General features: G+C 70.4%; 14 protein-coding genes. 3 read left to right on the forward strand and 11 right to left on the reverse strand.

Annotated features, from left to right (window positions below):
* Positions 1–66 precede the first annotated feature (66 nt).
* Together A9Z05_RS16830 and A9Z05_RS16835 are read left to right on the forward strand one after the other, a co-directional pair.
* Positions 67–762, forward strand: a complete 696-nt coding sequence (locus tag A9Z05_RS16830; RefSeq protein WP_069619104.1) for a PIG-L deacetylase family protein — start codon at positions 67–69, stop codon at positions 760–762.
* A complete protein-coding gene (locus A9Z05_RS16835; RefSeq protein ID WP_069619105.1) occupies positions 741–1,664 on the forward strand; it encodes a glycosyltransferase family 2 protein in 924 nt (307 codons plus the stop codon). The genes A9Z05_RS16830 and A9Z05_RS16835 overlap by 22 nt, the downstream gene beginning before the upstream one ends.
* Before the next feature lie 17 nt (positions 1,665–1,681).
* Here the strand turns inward: A9Z05_RS16835 and A9Z05_RS16840 are convergent, their stop codons facing one another.
* A complete protein-coding gene (locus A9Z05_RS16840) occupies positions 1,682–3,049 on the reverse strand; it encodes a sigma-54 dependent transcriptional regulator (RefSeq protein ID WP_069619106.1) in 1,368 nt (455 codons plus the stop codon).
* A 346-nt stretch (positions 3,050–3,395) separates the two neighbouring features.
* On the opposite strand from A9Z05_RS16840, the gene A9Z05_RS16845 reads away from it, so the two are divergent.
* Positions 3,396–4,439 carry a sigma-54-dependent Fis family transcriptional regulator gene (locus A9Z05_RS16845; protein WP_069619107.1) on the forward strand — a complete coding sequence of 348 codons (1,044 nt, stop codon included), beginning with the start codon at positions 3,396–3,398 and terminating at the stop codon, positions 4,437–4,439.
* A gap of 24 nt (positions 4,440–4,463) precedes the next feature.
* Here A9Z05_RS16845 and A9Z05_RS16850 read toward each other — a convergent pair whose 3' ends face one another.
* The 10 genes from A9Z05_RS16850 to A9Z05_RS16895 all read right to left on the reverse strand — a co-directional run bounded on the left by A9Z05_RS16850 (position 4,464) and on the right by A9Z05_RS16895 (position 16,189).
* Positions 4,464–5,414 carry a glycosyltransferase family 4 protein gene (locus tag A9Z05_RS16850; protein ID WP_069619108.1) on the reverse strand — a complete coding sequence of 317 codons (951 nt, stop codon included), beginning with the start codon at positions 5,412–5,414 and terminating at the stop codon, positions 4,464–4,466.
* Complete coding sequence (locus A9Z05_RS16855) at positions 5,404–6,492, reverse strand: glycosyltransferase family 9 protein (RefSeq protein ID WP_069619109.1); 1,089 nt, start codon at positions 6,490–6,492, stop codon at positions 5,404–5,406. The genes A9Z05_RS16850 and A9Z05_RS16855 overlap by 11 nt, the downstream gene beginning before the upstream one ends.
* Positions 6,489–7,490 carry a glycosyltransferase family 2 protein gene (locus A9Z05_RS16860; RefSeq protein WP_069619110.1) on the reverse strand — a complete coding sequence of 334 codons (1,002 nt, stop codon included), beginning with the start codon at positions 7,488–7,490 and terminating at the stop codon, positions 6,489–6,491. Before A9Z05_RS16860 ends, A9Z05_RS16855 begins: the two co-directional genes overlap by 4 nt.
* Complete coding sequence (locus tag A9Z05_RS16865; RefSeq protein WP_069619111.1) at positions 7,487–9,232, reverse strand: carbamoyltransferase C-terminal domain-containing protein; 1,746 nt, start codon at positions 9,230–9,232, stop codon at positions 7,487–7,489. Before A9Z05_RS16865 ends, A9Z05_RS16860 begins: the two co-directional genes overlap by 4 nt.
* Positions 9,233–9,235: 3 nt before the next feature.
* Entirely contained in the window at positions 9,236–10,438 is a 1,203-nt protein-coding gene (locus A9Z05_RS16870) for a glycosyltransferase family 9 protein (protein WP_069619112.1), read from the reverse strand.
* Entirely contained in the window at positions 10,435–11,046 is a 612-nt protein-coding gene (locus tag A9Z05_RS16875; protein WP_069619113.1) for an HAD-IIIA family hydrolase, read from the reverse strand. The genes A9Z05_RS16870 and A9Z05_RS16875 overlap by 4 nt, the downstream gene beginning before the upstream one ends.
* Entirely contained in the window at positions 11,037–11,786 is a 750-nt protein-coding gene (locus A9Z05_RS16880; RefSeq protein ID WP_069619114.1) for an SDR family oxidoreductase, read from the reverse strand. The genes A9Z05_RS16875 and A9Z05_RS16880 overlap by 10 nt, the downstream gene beginning before the upstream one ends.
* Positions 11,787–12,010: 224 nt before the next feature.
* Positions 12,011–12,538, reverse strand: coding sequence for a hypothetical protein (locus A9Z05_RS16885; protein ID WP_034196537.1), 528 nt, complete (start codon positions 12,536–12,538; stop codon positions 12,011–12,013).
* Entirely contained in the window at positions 12,480–15,290 is a 2,811-nt protein-coding gene (locus A9Z05_RS16890; protein ID WP_256122009.1) for an ABC transporter transmembrane domain-containing protein, read from the reverse strand. The genes A9Z05_RS16885 and A9Z05_RS16890 overlap by 59 nt, the downstream gene beginning before the upstream one ends.
* A 47-nt stretch (positions 15,291–15,337) precedes the next feature.
* Positions 15,338–16,189 carry a BON domain-containing protein gene (locus tag A9Z05_RS16895; protein ID WP_069619115.1) on the reverse strand — a complete coding sequence of 284 codons (852 nt, stop codon included), beginning with the start codon at positions 16,187–16,189 and terminating at the stop codon, positions 15,338–15,340.
* Between the last annotated feature and the right edge of the window lie 176 nt (positions 16,190–16,365).

The following is a 16,365-nucleotide window of genomic DNA, read 5'->3' on the forward strand; positions in this document are numbered from 1 at the left end:
GGGCACGGCACATGCTGGCCGATCGGCACCGGCGGCCCGGCCGCTCACGATGGAGATCTTCACGTCATGCCCGACCCGACACGCTGGCTCGTCGTCTCGCCGCATCTCGACGATGCCGTCTTCAGTTGCGGGCAACTGCTCGCGCAGGCGCCCGGCTCGATCGTCGTCACCGTGTTCGCGGGGATTCCGCCGCGCGGCATGCCCGCGCCGCCGTGGGATCGCCGCGCGGGGTTTCGCCACGCCGACGAAGCGATGCGCGCGCGCCGCGACGAAGACCGCCGCGCGCTCGCGCTGCTCGACGCCCGCCCCGTGTGGCTCGACTTCCTCGACGATCAGTACGGCATACCGACTACGTCGGCCGCGATCGCGGCGCGCGTAGCCGACGTGATCGACGCGCACCCGGGCTCCGGCGTGCTCGCGCCGGCCGGCCTGTTCCACCGCGATCATCTGCAGGTGCAGGAAGCCATGCTGTCGCTGCTGCGTGACGACGATGCGTCGCACGTCTGGCGCTTCTACGAGGACATCCCCTATCGCCGCATCGACGGGCTGATGGCCGGGCGCGTGTCGGGCTGGCGCGAACGCGGCTGGCTCGCGCATCCGGTCACCGCGCCGGCCGGCAGCGGGTCGGACGGCGTCGCCGCGAAAGCCGCCGCCGTCGATGCGTATGCAAGCCAGGTGACGCTGCTCGAGCCTCATATGCGCGCCGCTCTCCGCGAACCCGAAACGATCTGGCGACTCGAATGCGACGTCACGTCCGTGTAACGCCCGCGCGCGCCGCGCAGCCGCCGGCCGAGCCGCGCGTAACGGCCGTCGTGCTGACCTGCCGGCGCGCCGCCGAACTCGCGCGCACGCTCGAACACCTGTGCGCGCTGCCCGACCGGCCGGCGATCGTCGTCGTCGACAACGGCGCCGACGCCGAGACGGCCGCGCTGATCCGCGCGCGCTTTCCGTATGTCGCGCTTGTGCACGCGCCGGGCAACCTCGGCGCGGCCGGCCGCAATCTCGGCGTCGACATCGCCCGCACGCGCTACGTCGCGTTCTGCGACGACGACACGTGGTGGGCGCCCGGTTCGATCGCCGAAGCCGCGAACCTGCTCGACGCGTATCCGCACGTCGCGGCCATCACCGCGCGCGTGCTGGTCGGCCCCGACGAGCGCGAGGACCCGACCTGCCGGCTGATGGCCGACAGCCCGCTCGACGCGCCGGTCGCGCTGCCCGGCCGCCCGATCCTCGGGCTGCTGGCCGGCGCGACCGCGTTCCGGCGCGACGCGTTCGTGCATGCGGGCGGCTACCATCCGCGCTACTTTCTCGGCGGCGAGGAAGCGCTGCTCGCGCTCGATCTGACTCGCGCGGGGCACTGGCTCGTGTACGCGCCGCGCCTCACCGTCCATCACTACCCGTCGACGCAGCGCGATCGGCCGACGCGCGAGCGCACCGCCGCTCGCAACGCCGTGTGGACCGCGTGGCTCAGATGGCCGGCCGCCGCCGCGTGGCTGCATACGGTGCGCATGCTGCCGCTGCTGCGCCGCGAACGCGCGCTCGTGCGCACGTTCGCCGGGCTGCCGTGGATCCTGCGCGAACGACGCGCGATCCCGCCGCACGTCGAACGCATGCGCCGCCGCCTCGAGCGCGAGCCGCGCCGCGAGGCCGGAACCGAAACATGAACGCAGTCGTAGCGGCATCAGGAATCGGGCTTCTCCGCTTCGTCTTCGAGTTGCGCGAGGCGGTTGTAGATCGTCTTCAGGCTGACGTCGAGCACCTCGGCCGCCTGCGCCTTCACGCCGCCGCATTGGGCGATCGTGCCGAGGATCAGCTTGCGGTCGACTTCCTCGAGCGGCGTGCCGAACGGCACCGTCACGCGATCTTCATGCGAATCGACCATGCTGGACAGTTCGTCCATGATCGGCGGCGGCAGCGTGTCGATCACGTCGGCATCGGTGAAGATGCTCGCGCGCTGCACGAAGTTGCGCAGCTCGCGCACGTTGCCGGGCCATTCGTAAGTTTTCAGCGCTTCGCGCGCGGCCGGCGAGAAGCGCAGATTGCGGCCGCTCTCCTCGTTGTAGCGCTGCAGGAACGCATCGGCGAGCATCGGGATGTCGTCGCCGCGTTCGCGCAGCGACGGCAACGGGATCGGGAACACGTTGATCCGGTGGAACAGGTCCGGCCGCAGCTTGCCGTCGGCCATCGCGGCTTCGGGGTCGCGGTTCGTCGCGGCGACGATGCGCACGTCGACGTCGATCTCGCGCGTCGAGCCGAGCCGCGTGACACGCCCCGTTTCCAGCACGCGCAGCAGCTTGACCTGCGATTCGAGCGGCATCTCGGTGATTTCGTCGAGAAACAGCGTGCCGCCGTCCGCGCGTTCGAAGAAGCCCTTGTGCTGACGTTCCGCGCCGGTGAAGCTGCCGCGGTCGTGGCCGAACATTTCGCTCTCGACGAGGTTCGCGGCGATCGCGCCGCAGTTCACCGCGAGGAACGGGCCGCGGCGGCGCAGGCTCAGATCGTGCACGGTTTGCGCGGCAAGCTCCTTGCCGGTGCCCGATTCGCCGGTGAGCAGCACCGACGCTTCGGTGCGCGCGACGCGGCCGATCGCGTCGTAGACGGCCTGCATCGCGGGCGAGCTGCCGAGCATGCGGCCGAAGCGGCCGAGGCGCTGCAGTTCCGAGCGCAGCTCCGCGATTTCCTCGTGCAGGGCTGTCGTACGCGGCACGCGCGCGAAGATGCTGTTCAGCCGCTGCATGTTGAGCGGCTTCACCAGGTAATCGGACGCGCCGCGCCGCAATGCATCGATCGCGGTTTCGAGGCTCGCGTGGCCGGTGGTCAACACCATTTCGCAATGCCCGCGCTTGGGCAACGCGTCGAACAGATCCATCCCGTTGCCATCGGGCAGCACGAGGTCGCACAGCACGAGATCGGGGGTATGCGTCGAGACGAGCGTGCGCGCTTCTTCAAGCGTCGCGGCCGTATCGCACGTGAGTTGCTGCGTGCGTGCGAGCGTGGCCAGCATCGTTCGCGTATCGGCGTCGTCTTCGACGATCAGGACGTAAGGCATCGAGGCTCCTGGTAATGCGGGCCGGCGCGAGTGTCGGCCGGCACCGCGACACGTGCGGCGCCATGCGCGTCACAGAGCTCGCGACGGCATTTTCAACGCTGCACACGAGCGGGCAGACAAGCTGTCCTGCAATGAAAACGAGTGCTTAGCAGTATAGAAGAACGGTGTCGCGCATTCGTCGCTCATCGAATAAATCTATCTGTCGCCGTAAACCGCATTGCCAGATTCAATGTCGATGAATCGGTATAAAAGGTATTCTGAGTACGTGAAAGACGACGTATGCCACGTCGTTTTTTACCTGGTCACGACATATTCGGTCAAAACTTCCCAACCCGGTTATTACTCCATGTCGAAATCCGACGATGACGGCACGCGACTGTTCGGCCGTTCGCGAACAATTCAGGATCTGCTGCTGAAAGTGTCGCGCGTCGCCGCCACCCGCGTGAGTGTGCTGGTGGTCGGCGAAAGCGGGGCGGGCAAGGATATCGTCGCCCGCCTCATTCACGACATGAGCCCGCGCCGGCGCGGGCCGTTCGTGCCCGTCAATTGCGGCGCGATTCCGAAAGACATCGCGGAGTCGCACTTGTTCGGTCACGAAAAAGGCAGCTTCACGGGCGCCGTTGCACAACATGTGGGCATGTTCGAAGCCGCGCGCGGCGGCACGCTGTTTCTCGACGAAATCGCCGAAATGCCGCTCGAATTGCAGGTCAAGCTGCTGCGCACGCTCGAAACCAACACGATCGTGCGCGTGGGCGGCCACGACGCGATTCCGCTCGACGTGCGAATCGTCGCGGCCACGCATCACGATCCCGTCGAGGCCTTGCGCAACGGCACGCTGCGCGAAGACCTGTTCTACCGGATCGCGCCGATCGCGCTGCACGTGCCCGCGCTCCGGCAGCGCGAGGACGACGTCGGCGACATCGCGCTGCAGATCGTCGAACGGCTGAACGCGCGGCACCGCACGAGGAAGCGCCTGTCGACGCAGGCGATGAAGGCGCTGCGCGCGTACACGTGGCCCGGCAACGTGCGCGAGCTGCGCAATGCGCTGGAGCGCGCGTTCATCCTCGCCGACGAGCAGATCGAACTGCAATTGCCGCGCCGCCCGCCGCCGCGCGAGGAAGTGCGCCACAACGCGATGACGCTGCATATCGGCACGACGCTCGCGCATACGCAGCAGCGCTTCATCGTCGCGTCGCTGCGGCACTTCAACGGCGACAAGCCGCGCACCGCGAAAGCGCTCGGCATCAGCCTGAAAACGCTGTACAACCGCCTCGCGCTGCTACCCGAAAGCGAGCGCAATGCGGCCAGCGGCAACGCACCGGCGGCGGCGGCGACGAATGCGTCGAACGGCAACAGCGCGCCGAGTTCGCCGCCCGCGCCGCCCCCGTGAGCGCGGCGGGCCACGCCGCCGCCGTCAAGCCGTCACGTCCCGCAGCGCGGCGTCCCAGTCGCGCGCGAAGCGCTCGATGCCGAATCGCTCGCACGCGTCGCGTTTGGCCGCCGCGCCCCACTCGCGCGCCAGTTCCTGATCGCGAATCAGCATCCGCATCGCGTCGATCAGCACGGCCGGCCGCGTATCGGCCACGCCGTTGCTGCCCGTCTTCACGAGTTGCGCCATCTCGGTCGTCGCGAGCGCGACGATCGGCAGCCCGATCATCATCGCCTCGATCACCGCGAGCCCGAGGCTCGTATAGCGAATCGGATTGAAGAAGAACCGGTAGTGCGACAGGAACTGCGGCAGCGCCGGGTTCGGCACTTCGCCGATCCCGCCGAGTTCGGTCGAACCCATCCCGACCAGATCGATCGGCACGCTGTGCCGCACGACCTCGAACAAGTCCGCGCCAAGGCGCCGGCCGCGGCGCGCGAGGTTGTTCACGACGGCCACGCCCTTCGGCAGCGTGCCGTGATACTCGACGTCCTTCGGCACCAGCACGCCGTGCTCGATCACGCGCGTCGGCGTCACGCCGTTGTCCCACATCAGCGCGTTGAACGGCGTCACGTGCACCAGCAACACGTTCGGGTCCTGCACCGGATGCAGCGTATCGGTCGGATGCTCGCGCGGCGGATCGTGCTCGACGAACAGCGTCGGCAGCGTGCGCTGCGCTTCGCTCAGCAGCCGCAGGCGGTCGTGCTGGTAATGCTTCACGTGCTGATACAGCACGCAGTCGAATGTGGTGTCGCGCACGCACTCGGCCGGCACCTCGTGCACGTTGTCGCCCCACGGCAGGTGCCCGACGCGGCCCGCATAGCCGGGCGGATGCTGCGGCTTCGTCACGATGTAGAAATCGTGCGGCGCCTGCGACAGGTAATACAGATAATTGCCATGCACGTGCCAGGTCAGCACGCGCAACCGCTTACGTGACATGACGTCTCTCCTCCGCGAGCAGTTCGCCCGCCCGGTCGATCACGTCGCCGACGCCGATCGCGGTCGCGCACTCGTGCCCGTACGGGCAGGTATCGAACATGCACGGCCGGCACGCCGGGTAGTTCGCGAGCACGCGATGACGTTCGGCGTCGAGCGGCGCCCAGCGGGCCGTATCGCTGCCGCACGCGACGACGATACTCGGCGTGCCGAGCGCCGCCGCGACATGCGATACGCCCGTGTCGTTGCACAACAGCAGCCGCGCGCGGGCAATCAGCGCGGCCAGCGCGCCGAGCGGCGTGCGGCCGCACAGGTTCACGCACGGCCGCCCGAGGTGCTCGGCGAACGCGCTCGCCAGCCCCAGTTCCGCGCGCGTGCCGGTCAGCACGATCTGCCAGCCGTCGTCCGCGAGCTGCCGCGCGGCGAGCGCGAAGCGTTCGACCGGCCAGCGCCGCGACGCCATCCGCGCGCCGGGATGGACGATCACGTAGCGGCCGGGATCGAGCGCGTGTTCGTCGCGGAGCACGTGCCACAGCGCGTAGTCGAGGCCGCCGAGCGGGAATTCGAGGTAGTCGCCCCAGTCCGCGTAGCCGAGCTTGCGCGTGAGCGCCAGATAGCGCGCCACCTCCGGTTCGTCGTCGCGCCAGACGAGCGCGCAGTCGAGCGCGGTCGTGCCGCCGTCGGCCGGCACGAAGCCGGCCGTGCGCGTCGCGCCGAGCGACGCGACGATCGCGTTCGTGTGCACGCCGCTGCCGTGCAGCTGGATCGCGAGATCGAAGTCGCGCGCGCGGCATTCGGCGATGAACGCTTCGCGCGTGGCCGCGTCGGGTTCGGGCTGCTCGCCGAGGCCCGGCGCGCCGGGGAATGCGATGAAGCTGTCGATGTAATCGGAAAAGCGCGATGCGAACTCGCGCGCCCACGGCAGGCCGATCAGCGTGATGCGTGCGTCCGGTTCGCCGCGCCGCAGCGCACGCAGCGCGGGCACCGCGCACAGCATGTCGCCGAGCTGCAGCGCACGGAACACCGCGATCCGCTTCGGGCCGCGCGGGCCGTCCGAATCGACGCTGGGATCGAGCTTCATAGGAACATCACCCGGAAGTGAAGCGCGCCACGCATGCGCCAATACAGCGACACGGGCGGAATCGCGATGGACGTGACGATCATCTCGGCCACATGCGACGCCGTGAGCTGCGTGCCGCGCAGCCGTTTCGCGCAGAACCCAGCGGTAATCGCGGCCCACACCGCCGCGCACACGATGGCCGGCGCCGGCCAGCCGGCGGCGAAACAGCCGATCGCGCCGAGCGCGGCAAGCACGGCCGCGTAGTAATGCCACGGCGGCACGGGCCGGATATGACGCCGGTAGGTCGCGCGGTGCTTCTTGTACAGCAGCGCATCGAAATACACCTTCGACTGCGCGCCGATGCTCGATCCCCAGCGCGCGGGACGCACCGGATGCACGATGCGCGCGGCGTCGGCCTCGACGATCGGCCCCGCATGCTCGCGCAGCGCGAACATCAGGTCGGCGTCCTCGCGCCACGCGCGCGTGAAGCGCTCGTCGAAGCCGCCGATGCGTTCGAGCGCCGCGCGCCGCACGAAGCAGTTCGCGGTCGCGAATTCCGCATGCGCGAGCCCCGCCGCATCGCGTTCGTAGTCGGTCGGGCGCGGCCGCAACGGTACGTCGATCCGGCCGGCGGCGGCCGCCGCCGACGGCGCGGCCTGCAGCGCGGCCGCCCCGTTGCGCAGCCAGTCCGGATCGGGAATCGTGTCGTCGTCGGTAAACGCGATCAGCGCGCCGCCCGCGCTGCGCCAGCCGACGTTGCGCGCGCCGGCCGGCCCCTGCGTGTCCGGCGCGGTCATGTAGCGGATCACCGGCACGTCGGTCACGCGCGCGCGGCACGCATCGACGACGGCGCGCGCGCTGCCGGCCGGGTCGTCGTCCACGACGACGATCTCGTAGGTGGTCGGGTCGAACACCTGCACGCACAGCGCGTCGAGGCAGCGTGCGAGCAGGTCGGGCCGCCGGTAGGTCGGCACGACGACCGACACCACCGGCGGCAGCTGCGTGTCACGCATGTTCATCTTGGCTTCTCCAGCAGGAACGGGCCGATCACGAGCGCGTCGAGCGGCGACGTCCAGAAGCATTCGATCGCGTCGCGCGGCGAGCACACGATCGGCTCGCCGCGCGTGTTGAACGACGTGTTGACGAGCACCGGCACGCCGGTGAGCGCGTCGAACTCGGTCAACAGCGCATGCAGCAGCGGATGCTGCGTCGCGTCGACGGTCTGCACGCGCGCGGTGCCGTCGATGTGGCGCACGGCCGGAATCCTGTCGGCGCGCTCGGGCACGACGTCGTACACGAACAGCATGAACGGCGCGCGCAGCGGCGTGCGCCGGCCGCCGCTGAACCAGTGATGCGCGCGGTCCTCGAGCACGACCGGCGCGACCGGCCGGAAGTCCTCGCGATCCTTGATCCGGTTCAGCTTGCGCTGCATGTCCGGATCGATCGGCGACGCGAGAATCGACCGCGCGCCGAGCGCGCGCGGGCCGAACTCCATGCGCCCCTGGAACCAGCCGATCACGCGGTTCGCGGCAAGCAGCGCGGCCGTCTGCGCGGCGACGTCGGCGAGCCGCCGGTACGGCAGCTGCGCTTCCTTCAGGAACGCCTCGATCGCGTCGTCGTCGTAGGCCGGCCCAAGATACGCATGATCCATCCGCCAGCCGCCGCGCGCGCCGCGCATCCGGAAATCGGTCCATAGCGCGGCGCCGAGCGCGGTGCCCGCGTCGCCGGCGGCCGGCTGCACCCACACGTCGTCGAACGGGCCGCGATCGCGGATCTTCGCGTTCATCACGCAGTTCAGCGCGACGCCGCCCGCCATCGCGAGCTGCCGCTCGCCGGTCTCGGCGGCGAGCCAGTCGACCGCCTGCAGCGTCGTCTCCTCGAGCACCAGTTGCAGTGCATGCGCGATATCGCAGTGATGCGGCTCGATCGGGCCGCCGCGTTCGCGCGGCGGGCCGAAGCGCGCGGCCAGATCTTCGTCGACCACGTCATAGCGCCCTTCGCCGCGATACCGCACGAGCTTGCGCATCTCGTCGGCGAACACCGGCTTGCCGTACGACGCGAGCGCCATCACCTTGTATTCGTCGGACGAGTGCAGGAAGCCGAGATAGCGCGTCACGCGCTCGTACAGCAGCCCGAGCGAATGCGGCAGATTGACCTGCCCGAGCCGCCGGTACGATCGGCCGTCGAATACGCCGTAGCTCGTCGTCGCACGTTCGCCGCGCCCGTCCATCGTCATCACCGCGCAGCGTTCGAACGGCGCCGCGAGAAACGCGCTCGCCTCGTGCGCGAGATGGTGCTCGATGAAATGCCAGCGGAACGGCCCGTCGTGCGTGACGCCGCGAAAGCGCCGCTGCAGATGATGCGGCACGCCGCCCGCGAGCTGGCGCGGCGCGTTGACGATCGACGACAGGAACAGCGGATGCCACGGCGACGCGCCGTCCGCGCGCGGCGCATGCGCGGACGGCGACAGCGGCAAGGTCAGCGCCGGCGCCGTGCCTTCGCGGTCGAGTTCGAACCACGGGTCGTACGAATACGCGACGTGGTCCACGTCCGCGAGCGTGATGCCGGCTTCCGCGAGGCAGTAGTCGATCGCGTGGAAGGGCAGCTCCCAGGTCGAGAACGGCACCGGGCGCTTCGCGTGCTTCACGTGCGTGAAGCGTTCGTCCTCGGCCGCCGCGATCACGACGCCGTCGCGCACGATGCACGCGGCGCTGTCGTGGAAGGCGGCGTTGATGCCGAGCGTATGGATCGGATCAGGCATGCGTCAGTTCCTCGTGATGACGTGCGCGAACGGAATCACGTTCGATGCGTTCGCCGCGACCGGCTCGCCGTCGTGCGCGGCGGCCCGCGCGGCCGTGCGTTGCGCATGGCGCGCGCTGCCGCGCAGCAACGCGTGCACGGCGGCGGCGACATCGTCGACGCTCACGCCGCGCAGGCACGGATGACCGGGCTGGTTGCACACGCTGCGGTAGCAGTTGCGGCACGGCACGTCGACGTTCAGCACACGGTGCGGCACACGCCACGGCGTGTGCTGCGGATTGGTCAATGCATACAGGTCGACCACCGGCGTGCCGAGCGCGGCCGCGAGATGCACGGGGCCGCTGTTGTTCGACAGCAGCAGGTCGGCCGTCTCGATCAGCGCGCCGAGCTCGCCGAGCGGCAACACGCCCGCGAGCGGCACCGCGCGCGGCCCCGCCCGTTCGCACACCGCGTCGACCAGCGCGCGTTCGTCCGCGCTGCCCGTCACCGCGATGCCGTCGAACAGCGGTGCGACCGCGGCGGCCGCTTCGCCGAAACGCTCGGCCGGCCAGCGCCGCGACGCGGCGGTCGCGCCCGGGTGGACGACGAGCCAACGCGGGCGCGCCGCCGCCGGCCGGCGCGCGCCGCCGATACGTTGCAACGCCGCCTGCAGCCGCGTGTGCACCGCACGGCGCGCCGCGTCGCCCGGCTCGAACGCCATCCGCCAGTCCGCCGTTTTCGCGCCGACGGCACGCACGAGCGCGAGCTGGCGCGCGACCTCGTGGCGCACGTGCGATTCCGGCTCGGTTTCCGGCACGCGGTCGGTCAGCAGTTCATACGGATTCTCGCGGCAATGCGCGAGCCGCAGCGGGATACCGGCGAGCCAGCACATCATCGCCGCGGGCAGCGGATTCTGGCTGTAGACGGTGAAGATCACGGCCGCGTCGAAACGGCCCGCCAGCAGCCGGTCGATCATGTCGAGATCGGCCACCGGATCGCCGCGCACGTCGGGATGCTTGACCCATGGCGCGTCGTAGCTCCACACGTCGTCGACCATCGGCAGATGCTTCGCGAGCGCGGCGCCCGTGCGCGACGTCAGCAGCGTCAGCTGGCGATCGGCGCCGCTCTCCTTCAGCGCGCGCAGCGCGGGCGTGGTCATCAGCACGTCGCCGATGCTGTCGAGCCGCACGCACAGAATGCGCCGGGCGCGGCTCCAGGCCGTGCTCATTGCCGCCCCCACGAGCCGTGCCGGCGCGCGGCCTCGCGTACGACGATGTCGGCCGCCAGGTCGACGCGATCGACCACGTGATGCGGCGTGCGCGCGGCGTCGAGCCGCCACTCGGTCTCGTTGCCGCAGTCGACCAGGATCGTGCCGCAGCGCGCGGTGCGGCCGGCCTCGACGTCGTCGAGGATGTCGCCGATCATCCAGCTCCATTCGGGCACGGCGCCGAGCGCGGCGAGCGCGCGGCGCAGCATGCCGGGGCGCGGCTTGCGGCAGATGCAGTCGCACGTGTAGCGCGGCACGCTGCCCTGCGGGTGATGCGGGCAGTAAAAAAAATCCGCCAGCGTCGCGCCGTTTGCTTCGAACAGTTCGGCGAGACGCTGGCGGACCGCGCCAAGCTCGTGTTCGGTAAAGCGACCGAGCGCGACGCCCGGCTGGTTCGACACGACCGCCAGCGGCATGCCGGTCGCGCCGAGCGTGCGCAGCGCGCGCGCGGCGCCCGGCGCGAGGCGCATGCGCGCGGGATCGACGTTGTACGGCACGTCGTCGAGCAGCGTGCCGTCCTTGTCGAGCAGCACCGCGCCGGGCAGCCCCCGTTCGCGCTTCAGGGCCATGATGTCTCCTTCATCGGCAGCACCATCAGCTCCGGCACCACGGTGCCCGGCGGCTGCGTCAGCACGAAGCGCACGGCGGCCGCGACGTGCTCCGGCGGCTGCAGCGTGTCCTCGTCGATGTCGGGAAAACGGTCGAGCAGGAACGGCGTGCGCATCCCGCCCGCGACGATCGCCGACACGCGCACGCCGCTCGGCCGCAGCTCCGCATGCAGCGCGTGCGACAGGCCGAGCAGCCCCCACTTCGTCGCGTGATACGCGGACGCGTTCGGCCACGCACGCTTGGATGCGGTCGACGCGATGTTCACGATATGGCCGTTGCCGCGCGCCTTCATCATCGGCACGGCCGCGTGACACATCAGGTACGGGCCGAACAGGTTCGTCATCAGCACCTGCTGCCACGCGTCGACGCTCACGTCGTCGATCGGCGCGGTCACGTCGATCGCCGCGTTGTTGACGATCACGTCGAGGTCGCCGAGCGACTCGCGCGCATCGTGCACGACCTGCAGCACCGATGCTTCGTCGCGCACGTCGAGCGGCCGTCCCATCGCCTGCCCGCCGTGCCGTTCGAGTCGCTGCGCGACGGCTGCCGCGCGGTCGCCGTCGAGATCAGCGACGACGACATGCGCGCCGTGCTGCGCAAGCTCTTCGCAAATGGCTTCGCCGAGACCGCGGCCGCCCCCGGTCACGAGTGCGGTCCGGCCGGCGAGCGGCGGTTTGGCTGAATCGTGAGTCGCGTTCACCTGCACCTCCTGTCGATGTCGGAAAGCAATCCGGCTGACGGCGACACTTGTCGCGACAACCGTCCGTGCAGGAGTACAGCGAAAACCGTGCCGGCCTGCGCGCGCCCGCGCCGCATCGGACCGTGGCGCGCGCTTGCTGGCTTTTTTATAACCTGCTGTAAAAACCGGCCCGGGCAGCCGCGCCCAGGCGGTCCCACCTAGGCGGCCCCACCTAGGCGGTCCCCTCAGATCGCGAGCCCGTCGGGCGTCGCCTGCGCGCGGTGCTTCGCGAGCGCACGCAGGCAGTGCGCGATGCAGCCCGCGAACGCCTCGTCGAACCACGGCTGCGCGCCCGACACGCCGACCACGATGCCGCCGAGCGCGACGCCACCCCACAGGTTCGTGTCGCCCGCGCGCAGCCGGTACGGCTCCAGCGCCTGCACGACGTGGCCGTCGCGGCCCGTTTCCCACGACAGCCGCGCCTTGGCCCGCGCGTATGCGCGATAGTCGGCGTCCCAGTCCTTCGGGTCGGGCAGCGAAAACTCATACAGGATCGCGTCCTCGAACGCCGCGTCGTGCGGCCCGAGCGCCGGGTCCATGATCACGATGTGCAGGCAACCGCTGTCGCCGACGAAATCGCTCTGCAGCGCGGCGGACAGGGTCGGCAGCAGCAGCTCGACGGCCGCCACCGCGGCCTGGCGGTCCGCGAACGCGCTACCGCCGCGACGTGCGTTCAGGGCTTCGGGTGTCGTCGGATTCAGAAGGTTCGGCATGGATTTCTCCGGAGGAAAACGCGAGCGCACGCAACGCCGCGATCAGGTCGGCCGCTACCGCGGGCTTGGTCAGGTACGCATGGAAACCGGCTTCGACGGCGCGCGTGCGGTCGCGATCGCGCGCATGGCCGGACAACGCCAGCGCTTCGAGCGGCGCACGGCCGTCGCGATCGCGCGCGGCGTCGAGCTGACGCACGCGCGCCATCACCGCGTAGCCGTCCTCCTCGTCGTCGCCGAGGTCGATGTCGCAGACGAGCAGCGCCGGCCAGTCGGCCCGGCGCGCGCGCCACAGGTCGTCCAGCAACGCCTGGCCCGACGCATACGCGTGCACGTCGGCGCCGGCCACCTTCAGCAGCGCGGTGAGTGCCTCGCGCGCCTCGTCGTGGTCGTCCACGCACGCGATGCGCAGCCCGTCGAGGGGCTTCGCGGCGGTCGCCCCGCCGGCGTCCGGATGCGGCGCGGCACCGTCCGGCTGCACCGACCCCGGCACCACCGCGTACATCGGCAGCGACAGGTGCAGCGTCACGCCGATATCGTCGCGTTCGCGCACGACGTAGCCGCCGGCTTCCTCGATCGCGTCCTGCAATCGTTCGAGATCGATCAGCGACAGTTCGGCGGCATCGACGCCCGCGCACGCGATCGTGATCCGCGCTTCCGGGTCGTGGCGCGCGGTGCGCACCTCGAGCTGCCCGCCGCTGCTCGCGTCGATCGCGCCGCGGCACAGTTCCCACACGAAGCGTCGCAGCGCGGCCGGATCGGCCTTGACGACGAGATCCTCGTCCGTCAGGTGGCGGAACACCGGCACGCCGCGCTGCGCGGCCGCCTCCGCCAGCGAATCGAGCACCTGCGACACGAGCGGGTTGATCCGCACCGGCTGCCGCGCGAACTTCGCCTCCGTGCGCTCCAGTTCGCGCTGCTTCGCCTGCAGCGACCACATCTGCGCATACACGCCGCCGCTTTCCAGCAGCTCGTCGTGGGTGCCCTGCTCGACGAGCCGGCCGTACTCCATCACGAGGATGCGGTCGGCATCGACGATCGTCGACAGCCGGTGCGCGATGATGAGGCTCGTACGATGCCGCGCGACGCGCATCAGCTCCTGCTGGATCGCGCGCTCCGAGCGTGTGTCGAGCGCCGACGTCGCCTCGTCGAACACGACGATCGGCGGCGCCTTCAGCAATGCGCGCGCGATCGCGACCCGCTGCCGCTCGCCGCCCGACAGCCGTACGCCGCGCTCGCCGACGCGCGTGTCGTACGCCTCGGGCAGCCGCTCGATGAACGCGTCGAGCTGCGCGCCGCGCGCGGCCGCGATCACCTCGCCGCGGGTCGCGTCGCGCTTGCCGTATGCGATGTTGTACGCGAGCGTGTCGTTGAACAGGATGGTGTCCTGCGGGACGATGCCCAGCGCGTCGCGCAGGCTGCGCTCGGTGACGAGCCGCAGGTCCTGGCCGTCGATGCGGATCGTGCCCGCATCGGGCTGGTACAGCCGGAACAGCAGCCGCGCGAGCGTCGACTTGCCCGAGCCGCTGCCGCCGACCACGGCGACCGTCTGCCCGGGCTCGATGCGGAACGACACGTCGAACAGGATCTGCCTGCTCGGCTCGTAGCCGAAGTCGACATGCTCGAACTCGATCGCGCCGCCGCGCACGACGAGCGGCTGCGCACCGGGCGCATCGCCGTCCTCGCCGGGCTTGCCGCGCGCATCAAGCAGCCCGAACAGCCGTTCGATGTTCGTCATCGCGTCGTTCGCCTCGCGGAACACGAAGCCGAGCGCATTCAGCGGCAGGCTGATCTGGATGATGTACGCGTTGATCAGCACGAGATCGCCGATCGTCATCGCGCCGCGCGCGACCTGCTGCCCGGCGAGCAGCATCACCGCCGCGATCCCCGCGCCGATGCACGCGCTCTGCCCGATATGCAGCGTCGACAGCGCGTACTGGTTGTCGACGCCGGCCTCGCGCCATTCGCCGAGCACGCGGTCGAGGCGGTCGCGCTCGACGTCGTCGCGCGCAAAGTACTTGACCGTATCGACGTTCAGCAGGCTGTCGACCACGCGCGAATTCGACTCGGCCTCCAGCGCGTTCACGCGCCGCTGGTAACGCATGCGCCGGCGCGTGAACACCACCGTATACGCCGCGTAGACGGTGAACGTGACGAGGATGATCGCGGTGAAGCCGCCGCCGTACTTGCCGATCACGATCACGAGCACCGAGCCGATCTCGATGGCCGTCGGCACGACCGTGAACACCGCGACGCCGAGCAGGTAGCCGATGCCGGCCGTGCCTTTCTCGAGATCGCGCACGACGGCGCCCGTCTCGCGCTGCGCATGAAAACGCGCACCGAGGCGATGCAGATGGCCGAACGTGCGCACGGTAAACGACGCGACCGTATGCTGCGTGACCTGCACGAAGGTCATGTCGCGTACTTCGTTCAGCGCGTTCGACGCGAAGCGCACGACCGCGTACGCGAACAGCAGCAACACCGGCCACGCCATCGGCTGGCCGGCCGCGCGGCCGAAGCCGTCGACGATGTCCTTGAGCAGCAGCGGCACCGATACGGCCGCCGCTTTCGCGAGCACCAGCAGCACGATCGCCGCCAGCACGCGTGCGCGGTAATGCCAGATCGCGCGCCAGAGTTCGACCGCGATCCGTACTCGCAGTCCGCGCTTGTCGCGGCGATGGCGGAGGTTGCGGCGGTCGCGGCCTGCCGCCGCATCACGGTCCTTGACGGGCGTTTCGTCGATTCCGGTCGTCATGCACGCAGTACTCGCGGTCGGGGGCGCGGCGTTTCACGCACGGGCGGTCAATGGCGCGGTTCGCGCTCGCGGCCGCTCGCCACGGTGCCCGGCTCGGGGTCGCGTGCGGCAGGGTGGGTCGGCGTGACGGTCCGCTGGTCCGGATGCAGCACCATGCCCGTATCGTGTTCGCCGTCGCGGCGCACGCGCACGCGATTCTCGACGTCGCGCACGCCCAGGCAGCCGTCGGCCAGATCCTCGATGTCATGCTTCATCCAGCGCGCCGGCACCGTGCCGTCCAGTTCGACGCGGCCCTCCTTCACCTGCACGGTGACGTCGCTCACGTCGATCTCGAGCGCATGCGCGAGCCGCTCGCAGACGTCCTCGCGAATCCGCTCGTCCGAGCGCGTATACCCTTTCGGCCCGCGGCGATGGCGCAGCGCGTCACGTTCGGTGTCCCTGCCGAACCGCGACAGGTCGGGCGCGCCGCCGCCGTAGCGCGGGTCGCCCCGATCGCGCTCGCCGCCGTACCCGCCCATCCGGTGCTGGCTGCGGAACTCCGGGCGCTCGCCACCGTACCGGCCTTCGCGCTCCTCCGCCCGGCGGCCCGGGTCGCCGTAGCCACGCTCGACGTCCCGCGCCGGCTGGCGCGCGCCGCCCGGCCAGTCCGGGTCGGCCGCGCCGCGCCGCTGGTCGGCCGGCCGCGCGGCGCGCTCGGTCCATTCGCTGCCCCAGTCTTCCGGGCCCACGTCCTCGCTCGCGAAGCGGCGGTAAGCCGATTCGTAGTCTTCTTCCGGCCACCGGGCCGGGTCGTCCGGGATACCGCGCTCGCCGGCGCCCCGGTACGCGCGTTCGTTGCGCTCGTGCCAGTCGGACGGCCCACCGCGCTCGCCGGACCGTCCGGGATATCGTCGTTGCATCGTGTCTCTCCTTGATCGCCTGCACCGCGCGCGGCACCATGCCGCGACCCGGCGTGCGACGGTCGGGTGAATGCAAATCGCGTGCCGGCGCCATTGCCGTCCCGCGACGGTTGCGCGTCGCAGCGCGGGGAAGCCGCCAGGCGCCCGAATCTGCAACGCGATTGCAGTTTTTGCGT

It is taken from the genome of Burkholderia sp. A2 (genome assembly GCF_001729305.1).
In the GTDB taxonomy this organism is placed as follows: Bacteria; Pseudomonadota; Gammaproteobacteria; order Burkholderiales; family Burkholderiaceae; genus Burkholderia; species Burkholderia sola.

What these genes read in the sequence shown, in the direction of transcription:
- A9Z05_RS16830 (WP_069619104.1), top strand. Translation starts at nt 67, where the DNA reads ATGCCCGACCCGACACGCTGGCTCGTCGTCTCGCCGCATCTCGACGAT.
- A9Z05_RS16835 (WP_069619105.1), top strand. Translation starts at nt 741, where the DNA reads ATGCGACGTCACGTCCGTGTAACGCCCGCGCGCGCCGCGCAGCCGCCG.
- A9Z05_RS16840 (WP_069619106.1), bottom strand. Translation starts at nt 3,049, where the DNA reads ATGCCTTACGTCCTGATCGTCGAAGACGACGCCGATACGCGAACGATG.
- A9Z05_RS16845 (WP_069619107.1), top strand. Translation starts at nt 3,396, where the DNA reads ATGTCGAAATCCGACGATGACGGCACGCGACTGTTCGGCCGTTCGCGA.
- A9Z05_RS16850 (WP_069619108.1), bottom strand. Translation starts at nt 5,414, where the DNA reads ATGTCACGTAAGCGGTTGCGCGTGCTGACCTGGCACGTGCATGGCAAT.
- A9Z05_RS16855 (WP_069619109.1), bottom strand. Translation starts at nt 6,492, where the DNA reads ATGAAGCTCGATCCCAGCGTCGATTCGGACGGCCCGCGCGGCCCGAAG.
- A9Z05_RS16860 (WP_069619110.1), bottom strand. Translation starts at nt 7,490, where the DNA reads ATGAACATGCGTGACACGCAGCTGCCGCCGGTGGTGTCGGTCGTCGTG.
- A9Z05_RS16865 (WP_069619111.1), bottom strand. Translation starts at nt 9,232, where the DNA reads ATGCCTGATCCGATCCATACGCTCGGCATCAACGCCGCCTTCCACGAC.
- A9Z05_RS16870 (WP_069619112.1), bottom strand. Translation starts at nt 10,438, where the DNA reads ATGAGCACGGCCTGGAGCCGCGCCCGGCGCATTCTGTGCGTGCGGCTC.
- A9Z05_RS16875 (WP_069619113.1), bottom strand. Translation starts at nt 11,046, where the DNA reads ATGGCCCTGAAGCGCGAACGGGGGCTGCCCGGCGCGGTGCTGCTCGAC.
- A9Z05_RS16885 (WP_034196537.1), bottom strand. Translation starts at nt 12,538, where the DNA reads ATGCCGAACCTTCTGAATCCGACGACACCCGAAGCCCTGAACGCACGT.
- A9Z05_RS16890 (WP_256122009.1), bottom strand. Translation starts at nt 15,290, where the DNA reads ATGACGACCGGAATCGACGAAACGCCCGTCAAGGACCGTGATGCGGCG.
- A9Z05_RS16895 (WP_069619115.1), bottom strand. Translation starts at nt 16,189, where the DNA reads ATGCAACGACGATATCCCGGACGGTCCGGCGAGCGCGGTGGGCCGTCC.